The 17,206-nt window shown below is 60.9% G+C and carries 16 protein-coding genes and 1 other RNA gene; 7 read left to right on the top strand and 10 right to left on the bottom strand.

Annotation, left to right across the window (positions count from 1 at the left end; translation table 11 throughout):
* Positions 1–102: 102 nt before the first annotated feature.
* The 5 genes from gcvH to BN1133_RS08755 form a co-directional block, all read right to left on the bottom strand.
* Complete coding sequence (gene gcvH, locus BN1133_RS08775; protein WP_050666156.1) at positions 103–492, bottom strand: glycine cleavage system protein GcvH; 390 nt, start codon at positions 490–492, stop codon at positions 103–105.
* A 22-nt stretch (positions 493–514) separates the two neighbouring features.
* Positions 515–1,612 (bottom strand): glycine cleavage system aminomethyltransferase GcvT, encoded by a 1,098-nt coding sequence (gene gcvT / locus BN1133_RS08770; RefSeq protein ID WP_050666155.1) that lies wholly within the window; start codon positions 1,610–1,612, stop codon positions 515–517.
* Positions 1,613–1,969: 357 nt separating this feature from the next.
* Complete coding sequence (locus BN1133_RS08765; RefSeq protein WP_050666154.1) at positions 1,970–3,187, bottom strand: FAD-dependent 2-octaprenylphenol hydroxylase; 1,218 nt, start codon at positions 3,185–3,187, stop codon at positions 1,970–1,972.
* 5 nt (positions 3,188–3,192) lie between these two features.
* Positions 3,193–4,389, bottom strand: coding sequence for a 2-octaprenyl-6-methoxyphenyl hydroxylase (ubiH, locus tag BN1133_RS08760; RefSeq protein WP_050666153.1), 1,197 nt, complete (start codon positions 4,387–4,389; stop codon positions 3,193–3,195).
* 94 nt (positions 4,390–4,483) lie between these two features.
* Entirely contained in the window at positions 4,484–5,053 is a 570-nt protein-coding gene (locus tag BN1133_RS08755) for a UPF0149 family protein (RefSeq protein ID WP_050666152.1), read from the bottom strand.
* Between the two features lie 161 nt (positions 5,054–5,214).
* On the opposite strand from BN1133_RS08755, the gene zapA reads away from it, so the two are divergent.
* Both zapA and ssrS read left to right on the top strand, forming a co-directional pair.
* A complete protein-coding gene (gene zapA, locus BN1133_RS08750) occupies positions 5,215–5,523 on the top strand; it encodes a cell division protein ZapA (RefSeq protein ID WP_050666151.1) in 309 nt (102 codons plus the stop codon).
* A 19-nt stretch (positions 5,524–5,542) separates the two neighbouring features.
* A non-coding RNA gene (gene ssrS, locus BN1133_RS19625) (6S RNA) lies at positions 5,543–5,726 on the top strand.
* Between the two features lie 47 nt (positions 5,727–5,773).
* Here ssrS and emrD read toward each other — a convergent pair.
* Positions 5,774–6,967 (bottom strand): multidrug efflux MFS transporter EmrD, encoded by a 1,194-nt coding sequence (emrD, locus tag BN1133_RS08745; protein ID WP_050666150.1) that lies wholly within the window; start codon positions 6,965–6,967, stop codon positions 5,774–5,776.
* 382 nt (positions 6,968–7,349) lie between these two features.
* Here emrD and suhB point away from each other — a divergent pair, with 382 nt between their 5' ends.
* The 3 genes from suhB (at position 7,350) to aceA (ending at position 11,849) form a co-directional block, all read left to right on the top strand.
* A complete protein-coding gene (suhB, locus tag BN1133_RS08740) occupies positions 7,350–8,153 on the top strand; it encodes an inositol-1-monophosphatase (RefSeq protein WP_050666149.1) in 804 nt (267 codons plus the stop codon).
* A gap of 704 nt (positions 8,154–8,857) precedes the next feature.
* Positions 8,858–10,465 carry a malate synthase A gene (gene aceB / locus BN1133_RS08735; RefSeq protein WP_050666148.1) on the top strand — a complete coding sequence of 536 codons (1,608 nt, stop codon included), beginning with the start codon at positions 8,858–8,860 and terminating at the stop codon, positions 10,463–10,465.
* A gap of 70 nt (positions 10,466–10,535) precedes the next feature.
* Positions 10,536–11,849 carry an isocitrate lyase gene (gene aceA / locus BN1133_RS08730; RefSeq protein WP_050666147.1) on the top strand — a complete coding sequence of 438 codons (1,314 nt, stop codon included), beginning with the start codon at positions 10,536–10,538 and terminating at the stop codon, positions 11,847–11,849.
* A gap of 68 nt (positions 11,850–11,917) precedes the next feature.
* Here aceA and hda read toward each other — a convergent pair whose 3' ends face one another.
* From hda to upp, 3 genes are all read right to left on the bottom strand, one after another.
* Positions 11,918–12,622, bottom strand: a complete 705-nt coding sequence (gene hda, locus BN1133_RS08725; RefSeq protein WP_050666146.1) for a DnaA inactivator Hda — start codon at positions 12,620–12,622, stop codon at positions 11,918–11,920.
* A gap of 88 nt (positions 12,623–12,710) precedes the next feature.
* The gene (locus BN1133_RS08720; RefSeq protein WP_227002208.1) at positions 12,711–13,730 is read right to left on the bottom strand and encodes a DUF2066 domain-containing protein; all 1,020 of its coding nucleotides are present in this window, start codon (positions 13,728–13,730) and stop codon (positions 12,711–12,713) included.
* 137 nt (positions 13,731–13,867) lie between these two features.
* Positions 13,868–14,494: a uracil phosphoribosyltransferase gene (gene upp, locus BN1133_RS08715; protein ID WP_050666145.1), complete on the bottom strand. Its 627-nt coding sequence runs from the start codon at positions 14,492–14,494 to the stop codon at positions 13,868–13,870.
* Positions 14,495–14,672: 178 nt separating this feature from the next.
* Between upp and purM the strand changes: the two genes are divergently transcribed.
* Positions 14,673–15,710 (top strand): phosphoribosylformylglycinamidine cyclo-ligase, encoded by a 1,038-nt coding sequence (gene purM, locus BN1133_RS08710; protein ID WP_050666144.1) that lies wholly within the window; start codon positions 14,673–14,675, stop codon positions 15,708–15,710.
* Positions 15,707–16,345: a phosphoribosylglycinamide formyltransferase gene (purN, locus tag BN1133_RS08705; protein WP_050666143.1), complete on the top strand. Its 639-nt coding sequence runs from the start codon at positions 15,707–15,709 to the stop codon at positions 16,343–16,345. Before purM ends, purN begins: the two co-directional genes overlap by 4 nt.
* A gap of 72 nt (positions 16,346–16,417) precedes the next feature.
* Here the strand turns inward: purN and BN1133_RS08700 are convergent, their stop codons facing one another.
* A complete protein-coding gene (locus BN1133_RS08700; RefSeq protein WP_050666142.1) occupies positions 16,418–17,197 on the bottom strand; it encodes a class II glutamine amidotransferase in 780 nt (259 codons plus the stop codon).
* Positions 17,198–17,206 lie beyond the last annotated feature (9 nt).

Genomic DNA, 17,206 nt, shown 5'->3' with positions numbered 1-17,206 from the left:
ACCGGGCAGGCATGCACTCATGTTCAATGTGCCGCAAGGCACGGGCGCTAAATTCCACCGGGATGATACAAAGAGGCCCCGCACTGGCAGGGCCTTCGTTCATCAGGCTTCGTCCACCACGCCCTGATAACCATCGGCGTCCAGCAGATTGGCCAGCTCGCCCTCGTCGTCCAGTTTGATGCGAAACAGCCAGCCGGCGCCGTAGGGGTCGGAGTTGACCAGCTCGGGGCTCCCCTCCAGCTCTTCGTTAACGGCCAGGATCTCGCCGCTCACCGGGGAGTAGATGTCAGAGGCGGCCTTGACCGACTCGGCCACGGCGCAGTCGTCACCGGCGCTCACCTGCTTGCCCACCTCGGGCAGGTCGACGAACACCATGTCGCCCAAGAGCTCCTGGGCGTGCTCTGTGATGCCGACCACGGCCTCACCGTTGGCTTCGACACGGATCCACTCGTGGGAGGTGGCATATTTCAGTTCGCTCGGGATATGGCTCATTTTCAGCTTCCTTTATTCTCAGTCAGACGATCTTCTGGCCGTTGCGCACAAAGGCCGGCTTGGTGACGGCGACGGTCACCAGTTTCTTGCGGATCTCCACCTGGGCGGTGGCACCGATGTCGCGGGGGACACGGGCCAGGGCGATGGAGAGGCCCAGGGTCGGGGAAAAGGTACCGGAGGTGATGACGCCTTCACGCGCCTCATCGGCTTCGGTGGTGAAAGTGACCGGCATGCCGGCACGCAGCACTCCCTTCTCTTCCATCACCAGCCCCACCAGCTTGGGCTGATTGGCGGCAACCTTTTGGGACTCGAGCGCGGCGCGGCCGATAAAGGCGCGATCGCTCGGCTCCCAGGCGATGGTCCAGGCCATGTTGGCGGCGAGCGGAGAGACCGACTCGTCCATGTCCTGGCCATAGAGGTTCATGCCCGCCTCCAGGCGCAGGGTATCGCGTGCGCCCAGGCCGCACGGGGCGACGCCCGCATCCAGCAGGGCCTGCCACAGCTCACACGCCTTCTGCTCGGGCACCACGATTTCGTAGCCCTCTTCGCCGGTGTAGCCGGTGGTGGCGATAAAGAGATCCCCCGCCTGCACGCCGAAGAAGGGCTTCATCCCTACCACGGCAGTGCGCTGGGCGGCGCTCAATACGGTGGCCACCTTGAGCTTGGCCTTGGGCCCTTGCACCGCGATCATGGCAAGCTCGGGGCGCTCGGTGGCGGTGACGCCAAAATCGGCTGCGTGATGGGTGATCCAGGCCAGATCCTTCTCCCGGGTCGCCGAGTTGACCACCAGGCGGTAGAAGGTGTCACCGAGGAAATAGACGATGAGATCGTCGATGACGCCGCCATCGGCGGTCAGCATGCCGGTATAGAGGGCCTTGCCAGGCTGGGTCAGTTTGGCCACGTCATTGGCCAGCAGGTGCTGCAGGAAGGGTTTGACCCGCTCGCCGTGCAAATCGACGATGGTCATGTGGGAGACATCGAACATGCCGGCGTCACCACGCACCGCGTGGTGCTCTTCAATCTGGGAGCCGTAGTTGATGGGCATCTCCCAACCGTGGAAGTCGACCATCTTGGCACCGGCTTCCAGATGTTTGGGATGCAGAACGGTTTTCTGGGTCATCTCACTTTTCCTTGCTCTCTGCCCACAGAAGGCTCGCGGGCGGGATGGCCTCTCGACATCGCGAGTCGGGCCGGGTCCTTGAATGAAGCGGATTATAAGCCATGGCAAGATCCGGTAGAACCGCACCTGACTTAAAAAAAACTAATCCGGCAGTCATAACGACACTCCACTCACCGGAAAAAACATAGTGAGAAAACCAGATCTCCCTAGCTTAATGCAACATAAAACACCAGATTTCACTGCTCCGTCACATTTTGAGTAAAAACGTTTGCGTGCCAGCCAATATAAAAGGCTATCGCCGAGAGTACGCCGATAGCCATATCGCATTACTTAAATTTGGTAAAAATGGTGTTTTTATTAGTTTTTTTCATTCGTAAAGGTAGGGGGTAATGCCTCTACCCCCATGGCGGCAAGGATGAAACGCTCCTTGATGGGGACGGCGAGATCGGTCACCAGCAAGCCAACCCCTCGAACCAGCTTCTTTAACGGGTGACGGCCCGCAAACAGCCGCTTGAGCCCCTCCATGGCGGCCAGCATTTGCGCCGCCTCCGCCTTGCGCGCCCGCTCAAACGGGCGCAGGCTCTCGAGCCGACCGATATCGCCCCCGGCGCGCTGTACCGAGAGGATCTGCTCGGCCAGGGCCGCCACATCGAGCAGCCCCAGATTGACCCCCTGCCCTGCCAGAGGGTGTATGGTGTGGGCGGCATCCCCAATCAGGGCCAACCGCTCACGGGCAAAATCGCGAGCAAAGCGAGCGGTGAGCGGTATGGCACTGCGCGCCCCCAGAACCTGACACAGGCCAAGGCGGCCATCGAAGGCGACGGTAAGACGGCGGTTGAAGTCCGCCTCATCGCACTGGGTCAATGCATCGGCCCGCGCCGGGGGCAGAGACCAGACGATGGAGCAGGTGTGCTCGTCCCAGAGCGGCAGGAAGGCGAGCGGCCCGTCCGGGGTGAAGATCTGGCGCGCGACGCCGCCATGGGGATCTTTGGTTTGCACCGTCGCCACCAGGGCGTGATGGCCATAGTCCCAGCTGGTGAGCGGAATATCGGCCTGACGACGCAACCAGGAGTGGGCCCCGTCGGCGGCCACCACTAACCTGGCAGCGAGAGCGCGACCATCCTCGAGCAGCAGCACGGCGCCACTCTCCCCCACCTGCAGCGACGTGGCCCGGACCGGAGTAACAAGAGTGACCCCCGCCGCGCCCTCCAGCGCCTCGAGCAGCGCCAGCTGGATCACCCTGTTTTCGACGATATGACCAAGCGCCGGCTGGCGCAGAGGCGCCGCATCAAACTGGATACGGCCAAAACTGTCTTGCTCCCACACCTCCATACGGGTGTAGGGCTGCAGGCGGCGTGCCTCAATTCCTTGCCAGGCGCCGATCCGGCGCAGCAACTGCTGGCTGGCCAGGCTCAGGGCACTGACCCGATTGTCGGCCACCGGCCCCAGGGTCTGCTCGGGTACGCCCCCCTCTATGATGGCGATACGCAGGCCGCTCCCCTTGAGGGCGCCTGCCAGAGCCAACCCGACCATGCCGCCGCCGTTGATGATGAGATCGAAAGTTTGCATAGGAATTCCTTTCAGTGCGCGGAGGGGGCAGCACCAAAGCCCAGGGTCTGTGCCACCAGGGGACGCTGCATCATGGACAGATGGCCCATCAGGGAAAGCCCCAGATTACGGCCTGCCACCAGGGGGGCATAGTCGTTGGAAAAGAGCTGGGCGAGTGCGCTGGTGAGCCAGATGGTGTCCTGTTGATCCTGACGACGTCGCCCCCAGTAGCGTCGCAGCATCTCGTGATCGCCGGGCAGCTCGCCCCGGCTCAGCCCCTCTTCGAGGGTCAGCACCAGTTGATCGATGTCGCGCATGCCGAGGTTAAAGCCTTGACCCGCAATGGGGTGTAGCAGATGGGCCGCATTGCCGAGCAGCACGGTGCGCTGTCCGATGGGCCAGGGGGCCTGAGTCATGATCAAGGGATAGAGGTGGCGCGGCCCTGTCTGCTCGATGCGTCCGAGGCGCCAGCCAAAGGCCTGTTGCAGACGAGCCAAAAAGGCCGCATCGGGCAGGTCTGCGAGCTCGGGAGCCTCATGGCGCGGCACGCTCCATACCAGGGAGCTGAGTCCACCAGGCAGTGGCAGCAGGGCCAGCGGTCCCCCCTTGGTGAAGCGCTCGAAGGCACGCCCTTGCGGATGCTCGGACGTCTTGACGGTGGCGATCAGTGCACTTTGCTCAAAGTCGTGACGCGTGACGGGGATCTTCAAGGCATCGCGCACAAACGACTGCCCCCCGTCGGCCGCCACCAGAAGACGGGTGGAGAGGGCCCGCCCATCTTCAAGGGTCATGGAGACCGCCTCGACACCGGGCTGCAGATCCACCGGCGTCACCGGGCAGTAGATATCCACATTGTGAGCCCTGGCCAGGGCCTGTTGCAGGGCACGCCCGGTGGTCGTGAGCTCAATCACCTGACCGAGCGCCGACAGCCGGTAATCTTGTGCCGCCATCCTCACCTGCCCAAGATGACCGGCATCGGAGACGTGGATCCGGGTGATAGGCTCGGCCTGTTCGGCCAGCAGGGGCCAGATCCCGTGCCGGCTCAAGGCATCGACGCTACCGGCCGAGAGGGCGATGGCACGGGCATCGAAGGCGGGGTGGTGGGCCACGTCGGGCTCGGTCGCCTCCAGCAGCGCCACCCGTAACGGAAGACGAGAGAGCGCCAGCGCCAGACAGGCGCCGCTCATGCCGCCGCCAACGATGGCGACATCGTAGTGGTTAACTGACATGCAGGGTTCCACGCGGTGGAGAGTAAAAAGATGGGGGCCATGGTAACACAGCCCCCGCCGCCGGGGTGCGAGCCACCCGGCACTTCTCACCGGATCAATGCAGCGTCGGTGCGCTGGCAGGGGTGGAGGGACGCTTGCCACACTCCTCGAAGGCCATCATGACGCCGAGTTTGACGTGCTCGTAAAGCACCAGGAAGGCAGCCTCGTTCTCTTCGTCCTCCTGATCCAGCTCATCCGAGACCTGGGTGATGTTGGCGATATCGCGCACCATCTCCTGCAGCTCCTCGGAGGCCTTACCCAGCTCCTGCTGCACCACCCCAAAACCGGCAAGGAAAGCCTGGGACCACTCCACCAGGGCATCGATACGCTCGTCGAGGGGGGCCTCGTCCGGCGGCAGCATCAGCTCGACCCCTTTCTGAGCCATCAGGGAGGCGATCACCGAGTCGTAGAGGGAGGTCATTGCCTGACGAACCGGACTCGGCAGGCCGAAACCGTCGTTGATGAGATCGTTAAGGTGAGGCAACCAGCTCTTGCCGTCGAGGGGACAACCCCCGCAGATCAGACCGCATACCACGGCATGGGCCTCCACCGCGGTGGCCATCAGATCGTGTTGCTCGAAAAGGGTGACCAGGGTCTCGTAACTTACGCCATTAGCCTCTTTCATCTCGTGTCGCTCAAAGTTGCAGCATATGTGCCCAAGATCCTATCACCCGACCCGCACCAGAGCCAGCAAGGCCTTGAAACTTCACACTATGCGCTATATAGTCCCGCCCAGTTATCCAAGCGGACCCGGGCCCCACGAGGCCAAGTCCAATCGAGGAAGGCATGAGTACAGAGGCCGTTGAAATCGTGATCCTGGGTCGGCCCTACAAGGTCTCCTGTCCGCCGGGACAGCAGGCAGCCTTGCAGGCAGCGGCCACCCAGCTCAACGAGAAGCTGATCGAGCTTCGCCAGCGTTCCCGCGTCTCCAGCAACGAACAGCTGGCCATCATGGCAGCGCTCAATTTCTGCCATGAGCTCTGCCTTGAAAAAGAGAAGAATCACCAATACTCTGAGACCATGGACAAGCGCATCAAGATGCTGCAACGCACCATTGAGGCTGCGCTTATCGAACATGGTCAGGGCGACGACTAAGCGGTCGCGTCCAACGTTTAAATCCCTGGGGTGCTCGTCAGTCGGTTCATGTCCCCGAGCCGATATTCATACCCCAAGGAACCCGGCAACCTGGTTATTTGTGCAAGCTCGGCCCGTACCGAGAAGCCTGCGGCCAGGCCCGGCTTCCGCCTTGAACTCACGGTTCAAGGGCCCAAACCGGCAACGGCACCTCCGGGGTACCAACAAAAAGGCCCGTCATCGCGACGGGCCTTTTCTTTATATATTCCGATCAAGCCATCTGATGCTCGGGAGTGTGACCGCGTCGCATCCAGAGAAAGCTGGCCACAACCACCAGAACCATCAGGGTCATGATGATGCCGAGCGTCAGCTGTCCATGCATGGGGATCCCCGCGGCCAGCAGGGTGACCAGACCGGCCCCCAGGTTCTGCATGCCGCCCAAAATGGCGCCAGCCGTACCGGCCTGGCCCGGGAAGGGCTCGATGGCACAGGTCGTGGCGGTCGGATAGAGAATGCCACTGCCAACAAAGTAGAGCGCAGCCCCGAGCACCAGGGAGGCAGCACTCACCTCACCGAGCAGACCCGGCACCAGTATGGTCAGGCTGCCAATTCCGAGAAAGGCGATGCCAAGGCGCATCAGCTTGCCCATGGTCAAGCGATAGCTCAAACGTGCCGAGAGCCAGGCCCCAAACATGTAACCGGGCAGCGGCAGCACGAAGAGCACGCTGACTGCTTTGGCAGAGAGTTGCAAATCCTTGCCCATGATCACCCCGGCGGCGGCCTCGAAGACAGCCAGACCGGAGAAGGTCGCCATCAGGCACAGCAGATTTCCCTGAAAACGACCATGGCCGAGCACGTGGCGATAGGCCGCCGTTACTCGCTGAGGCTGACGACGCTCGGCGGGCAGGGTCTCGGCAAACCAGAGCATGATGGCAAGCGTGGTGAGGGCGCCGAAGATGAACAAAAACCAGTACCCGGCGCGCCAGTTAACCAGTTCGGTCAGCCAGCCACCGATCATGGGTGCCAGCAGCGGTGAGAAGATCACCCCCATGCTCACCAGGCTGTTGGCCCGGTTGAGCTCGGCGCCGCTGTAGCGATCCCGCATCACGGTACGGCTCATGGCGCCGGCCGCACCGGTACCCAAGCCCTGGATCACGCTTCCCAGCAGCAGGGCATCGAAGGTCGGCACCCACTGGATCACCAGGGTACCGGCCAGAAAGACCATCATGCCGATCACCAGCACGGGGCGGCGGCCCATACGATCGGAGAGAGGACCATAGACAAACTGGGAGAGACCATAGGGAATGAGATAACAGGCCATGACCGCCTGCAAAGCCCCGGGACGGACCATGAAGTCCCGTGCCATCTGGCCAATAGAGGGAACATAAAGGGTCTGGGTCATCTGCCCGACCGCCACCATCAGGATGGTAATAAAATAGAGAGCGTAAAAACCGTTGCGTTGCATAGTGGACCCGAAAAGAGAAAGCCCGGCCATCCCGAAAGCGGGCTGGCTTTAAGTCAGTAAGATGGAATCGGTGCGGAAGCGCCGCAGGAGTCACAGGGTCGGGAGGACCCCAACCGCAGGGCTATATTAGTGACTCAGGTCACACTAGACGAACGAATCTTTATCATCTCAATGCCCTAGTTTTTCTAATGACTGATGAAATGTTCACCACCCCATCTCTCGCGTTTCCCTTGTCGCGCCCTCTGGCTGAAGAAAAAGTAACAATCATGGACCACCTCGTCCCTGGCCCAGGGGCTACGATTTGTTTTGTACTTTGCCCACACTTTTGAGTAGAATGCCGCGTCCTAAATTTCCCCGTTCTTTAACATCCAGTGGTGAGTCTATGCATCCGATGCTGAATATCGCTGTGCGCGCTGCGCGCAACGCCGGTCAAGTTATTGTCAAAGCCTTCTCCCAGCCCGAGAACATCGAGGCTATGCAGAAGGGGAGCAACGATTTCGTGACCAACGTTGATCGTGACGCCGAAGCAGCCATCATTCACACCATCAAGAAATCCTATCCCGAGCACGGCATTATCGGCGAGGAGAGTGGTGAAATCGCCGGTACCAACCCGGATTATCAATGGATCATTGACCCGCTGGATGGCACCACCAACTTCGTCAAGGGTATCCCCCACTTTGCCATCTCCATCGCCCTGCGCGTGAAGGGTCGTACCGAGCAAGCCGTCGTCTACGATCCGATCCGTGACGAGCTGTTTACTGCCACCCGTGGCTCCGGTGCCCAGCTTAACGGTTACCGCATCCGGACCGGCAAGGCCAAGGATCTCTCCGGCACCGTGCTGGCTACCGGCTTCCCGTTCAAGCAGAAGCACCAGATCGAGCCGTACCAGAAGATGTTCCAAGCCCTCTTCATCGAGTGTGCCGATATCCGTCGTGCCGGCTCCGCCGCCCTGGATCTCGCCTACGTGGCCGCCGGCCGTGTCGACGGCTTCTGGGAGATGGGCCTCAAGCCCTGGGATACCGCAGCCGGTGAGCTTTTGGCCAAGGAAGCGGGCGCCATCGTCACCGATTTCGTCGGCGGCCACAACTACGAGCAGTCCGGTAACCTGGTCGTTGGCAATCCGCGCGTCGTCAAAGAGATGCTGGCCCGCATGCGCGAGCACCTGCCGGACAATCTGGCACGTTGATCTCGACAACATTCACTAAAGCCTCCTTCGGGAGGCTTTTTTGTTTCGCCCGGCGCCTGCTCTCGCTTCCCCCGAACCGTCCCTCGCACAAAAAACGACAAAAAACCACCGGATAAATCAACGACAGCAAAATATGCTGTTTAGATCCCCCCACCCTCGGTGATGAACAGAGACCGCTCCTGATACAAACCAACATCATCGCCTTCCCATGCCAACCTCGCCTATCTGCGACCGACAAGGCCGAGACTAACGTCGTAGCAGTTTCAAACAGCTCATAAAATGCTCATGACATCATGGCATTGGCAATCGCACCTCGACTTAAACAGGGCCAGTGCAAGGGGGCCGAATCAAGCTTGGAGTGACCTCGGGATTTATTTTTGCACTCACCCTGATTGGTAATTTAATTACGTAACAGCGATCGCGCACATAGCCTCTCCCCTCTCTCCCCTCCCCCCTCTGGACGATGGGGTCCGTTAAGCATATCCATCTACCTAGAGCAAATACTCACAATTCATTAACCCATTAAAAACAGCCATTTATATAGAAAATGAAAACAAGTGTTTAAAAAAATGTGTTGACGATTTGAACGTTTTTGCGCAACTTAAACAGCGATGAGTCAACACTCGATGGGTACTCATCCAGAACAGGGAACAATTTTGGTCGTAGTGAATTTGTTCAAAATGTAATTTTCAAGGAGTCATCCCATGTCGGCACCGGCCCAAACCCACTGCAGCAGCCGTCTGGTCATCACAGGCCAGATGCGTCCCGAATATGCCCAGATCCTCACCCCGGAGGCGGTGCAGCTGGTGGCCGAACTGGTGGAGCGCTTCGCCCCCCAGCGTGATGAACTACTGGGGCAGCGTATCGCACGCCAGGCGCGCATCGATGCCGGGGAGCTGCCCGATTTTCTGCCCGAGACGGCCCACATCCGCGAGGGCGACTGGACGGTGCGCGGCATCCCCGCCGATCTGCAAGACCGACGCGTCGAGATCACAGGGCCGGTCGATCGCAAGATGATCATCAACGCCCTCAATGCCAACGTAAGAGTCTTCATGGCCGACTTTGAAGACTCTCTGGCTCCGGCCTGGGACAAGGTGATGGAGGGGCAGATCAACCTGCGCGATGCGGTCAACGGCACCATCGACTTCACCAGCCCCGAAGGCAAGGCCTATACCCTGAGTGCCAACCCCGCCGTACTGATCTGCCGGGTGCGCGGCCTGCATCTGCCGGAGAAACACATTACCTTCGACGGCCAGCCCATCCCCGGTGGCCTGCTCGATTTTGCCCTCTACTTCCTGCACAACCACAAGGCGCTGCTGGCCAAGGGCTCGGGACCCTACTTCTACGTGCCCAAGCTGCAGAGCCATCTGGAGGGGCGCTGGTGGAGTGAGGTGTTCGCCTGGACCGAAGACAAGTTCGGCCTGCCCCGCGGCACCATCAAGGCTACCGTGCTGATCGAGACCCTGCCCGCTGTGTTCGAGATGGACGAGCTGCTCTATCAGATGAAGGATCACATCGTCGCGCTCAACTGCGGCCGCTGGGACTACATCTTCAGCTACATCAAGACACTCAAAAATCACCCGGATCGCGTTTTGCCGGATCGCCAGGTGGTGACCATGGACAAGCCGTTCCTGAATGCCTATTCGCGCCTGCTCATCAAGACCTGTCACAAACGCGGCGCCCTAGCCATGGGCGGTATGGCAGCCTTCATCCCGGCCAAGGATCCGGCGGTCAATGAACAGGTGTTTGCCAAGGTCCTGGCAGACAAGCAGCGCGAGGCCGACAACGGCCACGATGGTACCTGGGTGGCGCACCCGGGACTGGCTGACACCGCCATGGGGGTCTTCAACGCCGTCATCCCGGCCGGAGCCAAGAACCAGATCGGTGTACTGCGTGAGCAGGATGCCCCCATCACAGCCGCCGACCTGCTGGCCCCCTGTGAGGGCGAACGCACCGAGGCCGGCATGCGTACCAATATCCGCGTCGCCCTGCAATATCTGGAAGCCTGGATCCAGGGTAACGGCTGCGTGCCCATCTACGGTCTGATGGAAGATGCCGCCACCGCCGAGATCTCGCGCACCTCCATCTGGCAGTGGATCCGCCACGGCAAGACTCTCTCCGACGGTCAGGTGGTGACCAAGGCCCTGTTCCGCCAGATGCTGGCCGAAGAGCAGGAGGTGGTGAAGAGCGAGATCGGTGAGACCCGCTGGCAATCGGGACGCTTCGCCGAGGCGAGCGAGCTGATGGAGCAGATCACCTGCGCCGACACCCTGATCGATTTTCTCACGCTGCCCGGCTACGAGCGGTTGTGAAACCCGGGCCGGTGACGGCCCCCATAACAAGTCAAATGGAAACGTGAAATCAATGAAAGAGGGAACTGATATGGCACTGACCCGTGAACAACAGATCCAGGCTATCGAGAAAGACTGGGCGGAAAATCCCCGCTGGAAAGGGATCAAGCGCGGCTACAGCGCCGAGGATGTGGTGAATCTGCGCGGTAGCATTCAACCGGTCCACACCCTGGCCCAGCGTGGTGCCGACAAGCTGTGGGAGCTGATCCACGGTGGCGCCAAGAAGGGGTATGTGAACTGCCTCGGCGCCCTGACCGGTGGCCAGGCGGTGCAGCAGGCCAAGGCAGGCATCGAGGCAATCTACCTCTCTGGCTGGCAAGTGGCGGCAGACAACAACCTCTCCTCCACCATGTACCCGGACCAGTCCCTCTATCCGGCCAACTCGGTGCCGTCGGTGGTAGAACGCATCAACAACTCCTTCGCCCGTGCCGACCAGATCCAGTGGTCCAGCCAGGTCGGCCCCGACGATGAAGGCTTTATCGACTACTTCCTGCCCATCGTCGCCGACGCCGAGGCCGGTTTTGGCGGCGTACTCAACGCCTTCGAGCTGATGAAGGGGATGATTGAAGCGGGCGCCGCCGGCGTGCACTTCGAAGATCAGCTCGCCTCCGTGAAAAAATGTGGCCACATGGGCGGCAAGGTACTGGTACCGACCCAGGAAGCGGTGCAAAAGCTCATTGCGGCACGTCTGGCAGCCGACGTGTGCGGCACCACCACCCTGGTGATCGCCCGAACCGACGCCAACGCGGCGGATCTGCTGACCACCGATGCCGATCCCTATGATGCGGACTTCCTGACCGGTGAACGCACCGCCGAGGGCTTTTACAAGGTGCGTGCCGGTATCGATCAGGCCATCGCCCGCGGTCTGGCCTATGCTCCCTACGCCGACATGGTGTGGTGTGAAACCGCCAAGCCGGATCTGGACGAGGCACGCAAGTTTGCCGAGGCCATCAAGGCCAAGTTCCCGGACCGCATCCTGGCCTACAACTGCTCCCCGAGCTTTAACTGGAAGAAGAACCTGGACGATGCCACCATCGCCCGCTTCCAGCAGGAGCTCTCTGACATGGGCTACAAGTATCAGTTCATCACGCTCGCGGGTATCCACAACATGTGGTTCAACATGTACCAACTGGCCTACCAGTACGCTCGTGGCGAGGGGATGAAGCACTATGTCGAGATGGTGCAGGAGCCGGAATTTGCCGCCGCCAAGCAGGGCTATACCTTCGTGGCGCACCAGCAGGAGGTCGGCACCGGTTACTTCGACAAGGTGACCACCGTCATCCAGGGCGGCCAATCCTCGGTGACCGCGTTAACGGGCTCTACCGAAGAAGATCAGTTCCATTGATCATCAACGGATAGCAATCAAAAACCCCGGCCTGACGCCGGGGTTTCTTTTGGGCACCATCTGCAAACTTAAAGCTCGAGGATCTCTTTGACAAAGGGGATGGTGAGCTTGCGCTTGGCACGAAACGAGGCGTTGTCGAGCTGGTTGAGGGTCGCCAGCAGGGTACGCATATCCCGCGACAGTCGGTTAAGCAGGAAACGACCCACATCGATGGGGAGTTTGAATCCGCGCAGCTCGGCACGCAGCTGCAGGGCGCTGAGCTTGCCCTCGTCATCGAGCTCATCGAGGTGAAAGTTGACCCCCCAGTCCAGACGCGAGGCGAGATCCAGCAGCTGCAGTCCAATCTTGCGCGGTGCACTGGTGCCGGTGACCACCAGAGAGCCGGGCTGCCCCTTCTCACGCCAGCGGTTATAGAAGTCAAACAGGGCCCGTTCCCATCGCTCGTTACCGGCGATCGCCTCCAGATTGTCGAGACAGACCAGAGGCAGGCTCTCGAGGGCCTCGAGCATGCTGGGATCGAGCCGCTCGAACTGATCGAGGGGTAAATAAGCCGCCGCTGCATCGCGGGCATTGACCTCGGCGCAGGTGGCGTGGAGCAGATGGGAACGACCGGTTCCCTTGGGACCCCAGAAGTAGATAAACGGAGAGCCCTGACCGATGGCTGCATTTTTCAGTGCCGTGATCAGGTGGGCATTGCTGCCGGGGTAGAAACTGACGAAGGTTTCGTCATCCGGTAGTTGAACGGCTAGGGATAGCTGGGCCGGTTGTTTCACTCTTGAGGCTTAAACTGTGTCATTTGCCTTTCAGTGTACCATTGTGTGGCCCGGGAGAGAACCGCCCGGCAAGCCGGGCGGTAAAAGGTCACTGGCCACTCCAGCGGTAGTGCAGGCTGCCGGGCTGGCTGCCAACCTGAGCCAGGCGCGCATCGAGGGAGAGTCCGCGCTCGAGCTCCTTCTGCTCCCCATAGAAGGAGAGGTTGAACGTTGCGCTCTCCATATCCAGCTCGGCCAACTCGACACTGGCAACACTGGCCATGCCCTTGATAAGGCTCTGTACGTTGGCGATGTCGTTCATCTGGCTGAGCCCCTCCACCGTCAGTTGCAACTGGCCACGCTCCCCCGACACCTTGGCGCCGTAGTGCTCTACCAACCAGGCCGAGAGCTGGGTGGTGAGCTGCTCGCTGACTGCCTGCTGGCTGCCACTCAGGCTCCCCTTGGTCAGCTCCGAGAGCTGACCCTCCTTGCTACCATAGAGACCCCACTCCAGAGTCCAGGTCTCATCTTCGGCACTCAACCGCCCCAGCAGCACCATCTCGGCACCATAGCGCTGGCTGGCAGCTGCCACCGGTTCGGCGAAACGCCCCAGCACATCGGTCACCGCGACCGCCGAGCTGTCATCGAGGTCCATGATGGGCAGCACGACAGGTAGCGCCAGCGGGGCTGCACCGCTACGCAGCTCGTTGGCCCAGCCATCTTGAGACTGGTCAGAGACCATGCGCCGCTGGCTGTCGTCGATCACCAGCCAGAGGGCTATCTGGGGACGAACCGCCCCAAGCAGTGGCAGCTTGGCCTGACTGAGAAGCTGATTGACGCGTCCCGGATCCATCTCGGCCACCAGTTGGCGAGCGCTCCCCTCCCCCTGATAGACATAGCGGCGAATATATTCACCCGGTTTGGTAAGGGCGGCGGCGATCTCGGGCTGGGTCAGCACCTCCCGCTTGCCGGTTAGCTTGATAAGCACGGCACCCAATGCTTCGCCCTGGGCTTTGACCATCTCGGTGCTCGCACCGGCACGCCCAAGATAGAGATCCGGGATCTGAACGGCCCAACTGGCGGCAGAGGTTATACACAGCAGCAGGGTAACGAGGGTCTTGTGCATCATGATCGGCAGGCTCTCGATTCAATATTGAGTGGGGCTATGGTAGCGGTAAGGGTCCGCCTCCAGCAAGGCGCCAGGAGATGGCATCCCGAAAAAGCACGAAGCCGGCACAGGGCCGGCTTCGCATGGGACTTTCGATATTACTTGGTGCCGAAGATCTTGTCGCCGGCATCACCGAGACCAGGCACGATATAGCCCTTCTCGTTGAGGCCCTGGTCGATGGCGGCGCAGTAGAGCTCCACATCCGGATGAGCGGCTTCAAGGGCCTTGATCCCCTCGGGGGCGGCTACCAGCACCAACACCTTGATGGACTGGCACCCCTTCTTCTTGAGCAGATCGATGGTGGCGATCATGGAGCCGCCAGTGGCCAGCATGGGATCGACCACCAGCGCCAGACGCTCTTCGATATTGCTGACAATCTTCTCGAAATAGGGGACCGGTTGCAGGGTCTCCTCGTCGCGGTAGATCCCCACCACGCTGACACGGGCACTGGGCATGTGCTCGAGCACACCGTCCATCATGCCAAGACCGGCGCGCAGGATAGGCACGACGGTGACTTTCTTGCCCTTGATCTGATCAATTTCTACTGGCCCGTTCCAACCGTTGATGGTAACCTTCTCGGTTTCGAAGTCAGAAGTCGCCTCGTAGGTGAGCAGACTGCCCACTTCCTTGGCCAGCTCGCGAAAGCGCTTGGTGCTGATCTCCCCTTCGCGCATCAGACCGAGTTTGTGTTTGATAAGCGGGTGTTTGGCTTCTACGACTTTCATTATTATCTCCTGGAACTGCCGCGCAAAAAAATCGCGGAATCATACACCAAATCCCCCTTCTTGTGGAGCTTTTTTGCCGCTTCGCGCGCAAACGATTTCCTTTCTGCTTTTTGGCCCCTGCTGCTAGAATACGCCCCGAATTTTACCCTCCATTATCACCACTTGACGGGGAATACTCGTGACTGACAAAACCTCACTGAGCTACAAGGATGCAGGCGTGGACATCGATGCGGGCAATGCCCTGGTCGATCGTATCAAGGGTGTGGCCAAACGCACACGCCGTCCGGAAGTCCTGGGTGGTCTCGGCGGCTTTGGGGCCTTGTGTCAAATTCCGGCCGGCTACAAGGAGCCTGTGCTGGTCTCCGGAACCGATGGGGTGGGCACCAAACTGCGCCTGGCCATCGATCTGAAGAAACACGACACTGTCGGTATCGATCTGGTGGCTATGTGCGTCAACGATCTCATCGTGCAGGGGGCCGAGCCTCTCTTCTTCCTCGACTACTACGCCACCGGCAAGCTGGATGTGGAGACCGCTGCGGCCGTGGTGACCGGGATCGGTGCTGGCTGTGAGCAATCCGGTTGCGCCCTGGTGGGCGGCGAGACCGCCGAGATGCCTGGCATGTATGAAGGGGAAGATTACGACATCGCCGGCTTCTGCGTGGGCGTGGTGGAAAAGAGCGAGATCATCGATGGCAGCAAGGTCCAGGCCGGGGATGCCCTGATCGCCCTGGCCGCCAGCGGCCCCCACTCCAACGGCTTCTCCCTTATTCGCAAGATCCTTGAGGTCTCCGGTGCCGACGTGCATCAGAAGCTGGGGGAGACCACCCTGGCCAACGCGCTGCTGGAGCCGACCCGCATCTATGTCAAACCCGTGCTCAAGCTGCTCAAGGAGTGCGAGATCCATGCGCTGTCCCACATCACTGGTGGCGGCTTCTGGGAGAACATCCCGCGCGTGCTGCCCGAGCAGACCCAGGCGATCATCGACGAGCAGAGCTGGCAATGGCCGGCGGTGTTCAGCTGGTTGCAAGAGACCGGTAACGTCACCCGTCACGAGATGTATCGCACCTTCAACTGCGGCGTTGGTATGATCATCGCCCTGCCCCAGCACCAGCTCGACAAGGCCCTGACCCTGCTCAAGGCCGAAGGAGAGCAGGCCTGGCACATCGGGCATATCGCCGCCCAGCCCGCCGGCGAGGAGCAGGTTGTCATCCGATGAAACGCATTCTGGTCCTCATCTCCGGCAATGGCAGCAACCTGCAGGCGATCCTCGATGCCTGCCACGCGGGTCGCATCGCCGGCGAAGTGGTGGCCGTGGTGAGCAACAAGGGTGAGGCCTATGGCCTCACCCGTGCCCGTGAGGCGGGGTGTGCCACCGAGGTAGTGGCCGCCGCCGATTTCGCGGACAGGGAGTCCTACGATGCCGCCCTCGGTGAGCTGGTGGCGGGCTACCGTCCCGATCTTATCGTGATGGCCGGATTCATGCGTATCCTTTCACCCGGCTTCATCGCCCGCTTTCGTGGCCGCATGCTCAATATCCACCCCTCCCTGCTGCCCAAGTACCAGGGGCTCCATACTCATCGTCTTGCCATCGAGGCCGGTGAGACCGAGCACGGCGCCAGCGTCCACTTCGTCACCGAAGAGCTCGACGGGGGGCCCGTGGTGCTGCAGGCGCGCGTCCCCATCTTCGAAGACGACAGCGAAGAAGAGGTCGCCGCCCGGGTACAGGTGCAAGAGCACGCCATCTACCCTCTGGTGGTAAGCTGGTTCTGCATGGGACGCCTGGTAATGATGCACGACAAGGCGCTGATGGACGGCGAGCCTCTGGGGCCGGCCGGCTACGCCAGCGAATGAGCATGACCCTGGTGACATCGCCAATATAAAGAGGGAGGCCCTGGCCTCCCTCTTTATTTATGTCTCAGCGGTTTACCCCTGCCCGCCGGCAATCCGCTCGCCGAGGCGAAACAGGTTGTATTCCCCCGGCCCCATCGCCTGCCAGCATTCATTGCCGGTGAGTGGTCGCGTCGCTATCACCGTCACCACGTCGTTGGGCGTGGTCTCGCTCTGAAAGTCGATGGAGACCTCGTCATCGAGCAGGGTCGCCTCTCCAAAGGGGGCGCGCCGGGTCAACCAGTGCAGGTTGTTGGAGCAGAAGGTCATCACGTACTCCCCGTCAGAGAGCAGCATGTTGAAGACCCCAAGCTGACGCAACTGCTGACACAGGGATGCGAGATAGCGAAACATGGCGGGAAAGTTGGCCGGCTGACGACGGTACTTCTGCTCGAGCCGGTCGAGCAGCCAGCAGAACGCATGCTCGCTGTCGGTCTGCCCCACCGGGCGGTGGCGACCGGTTGGCAACCGCTTCCAGCCGGTTAGCTGGCCGTTGTGGGCGAAGGTCCAGTAACGGCCCCACAGCTCCCGGGTGAAGGGGTGGGTATTTTCCAGCGAGACCTTGCCCCGGTTGGCCTGGCGGATGTGGCTCACCACGGCGCAACTCTTGATGGGGTACTCCTGCACCAGGCGCGCGATGTGCGACTCGGCGCTCGGCTGGGGATCCTTGAAGGTGCGAAAACCCCGCCCTTCGTAGAAGGTGATCCCCCAACCGTCACGATGGGGGCCAGTCTTGCCCCCGCGCAGCATCAGGCCACTAAAGCTGAAACAGATGTCGGTCGGAACATTGGCACTCATGCCAAGCAGTTCACACATGGCCTCTCC

It is taken from the genome of Aeromonas schubertii, assembly GCF_000820105.1.
Taxonomy (GTDB): domain Bacteria; phylum Pseudomonadota; class Gammaproteobacteria; order Enterobacterales; family Aeromonadaceae; genus Aeromonas; species Aeromonas schubertii.
Note: the sequence above shows the minus strand (reverse complement) of the source record. Positions and strands in the feature narration are given on the sequence as shown.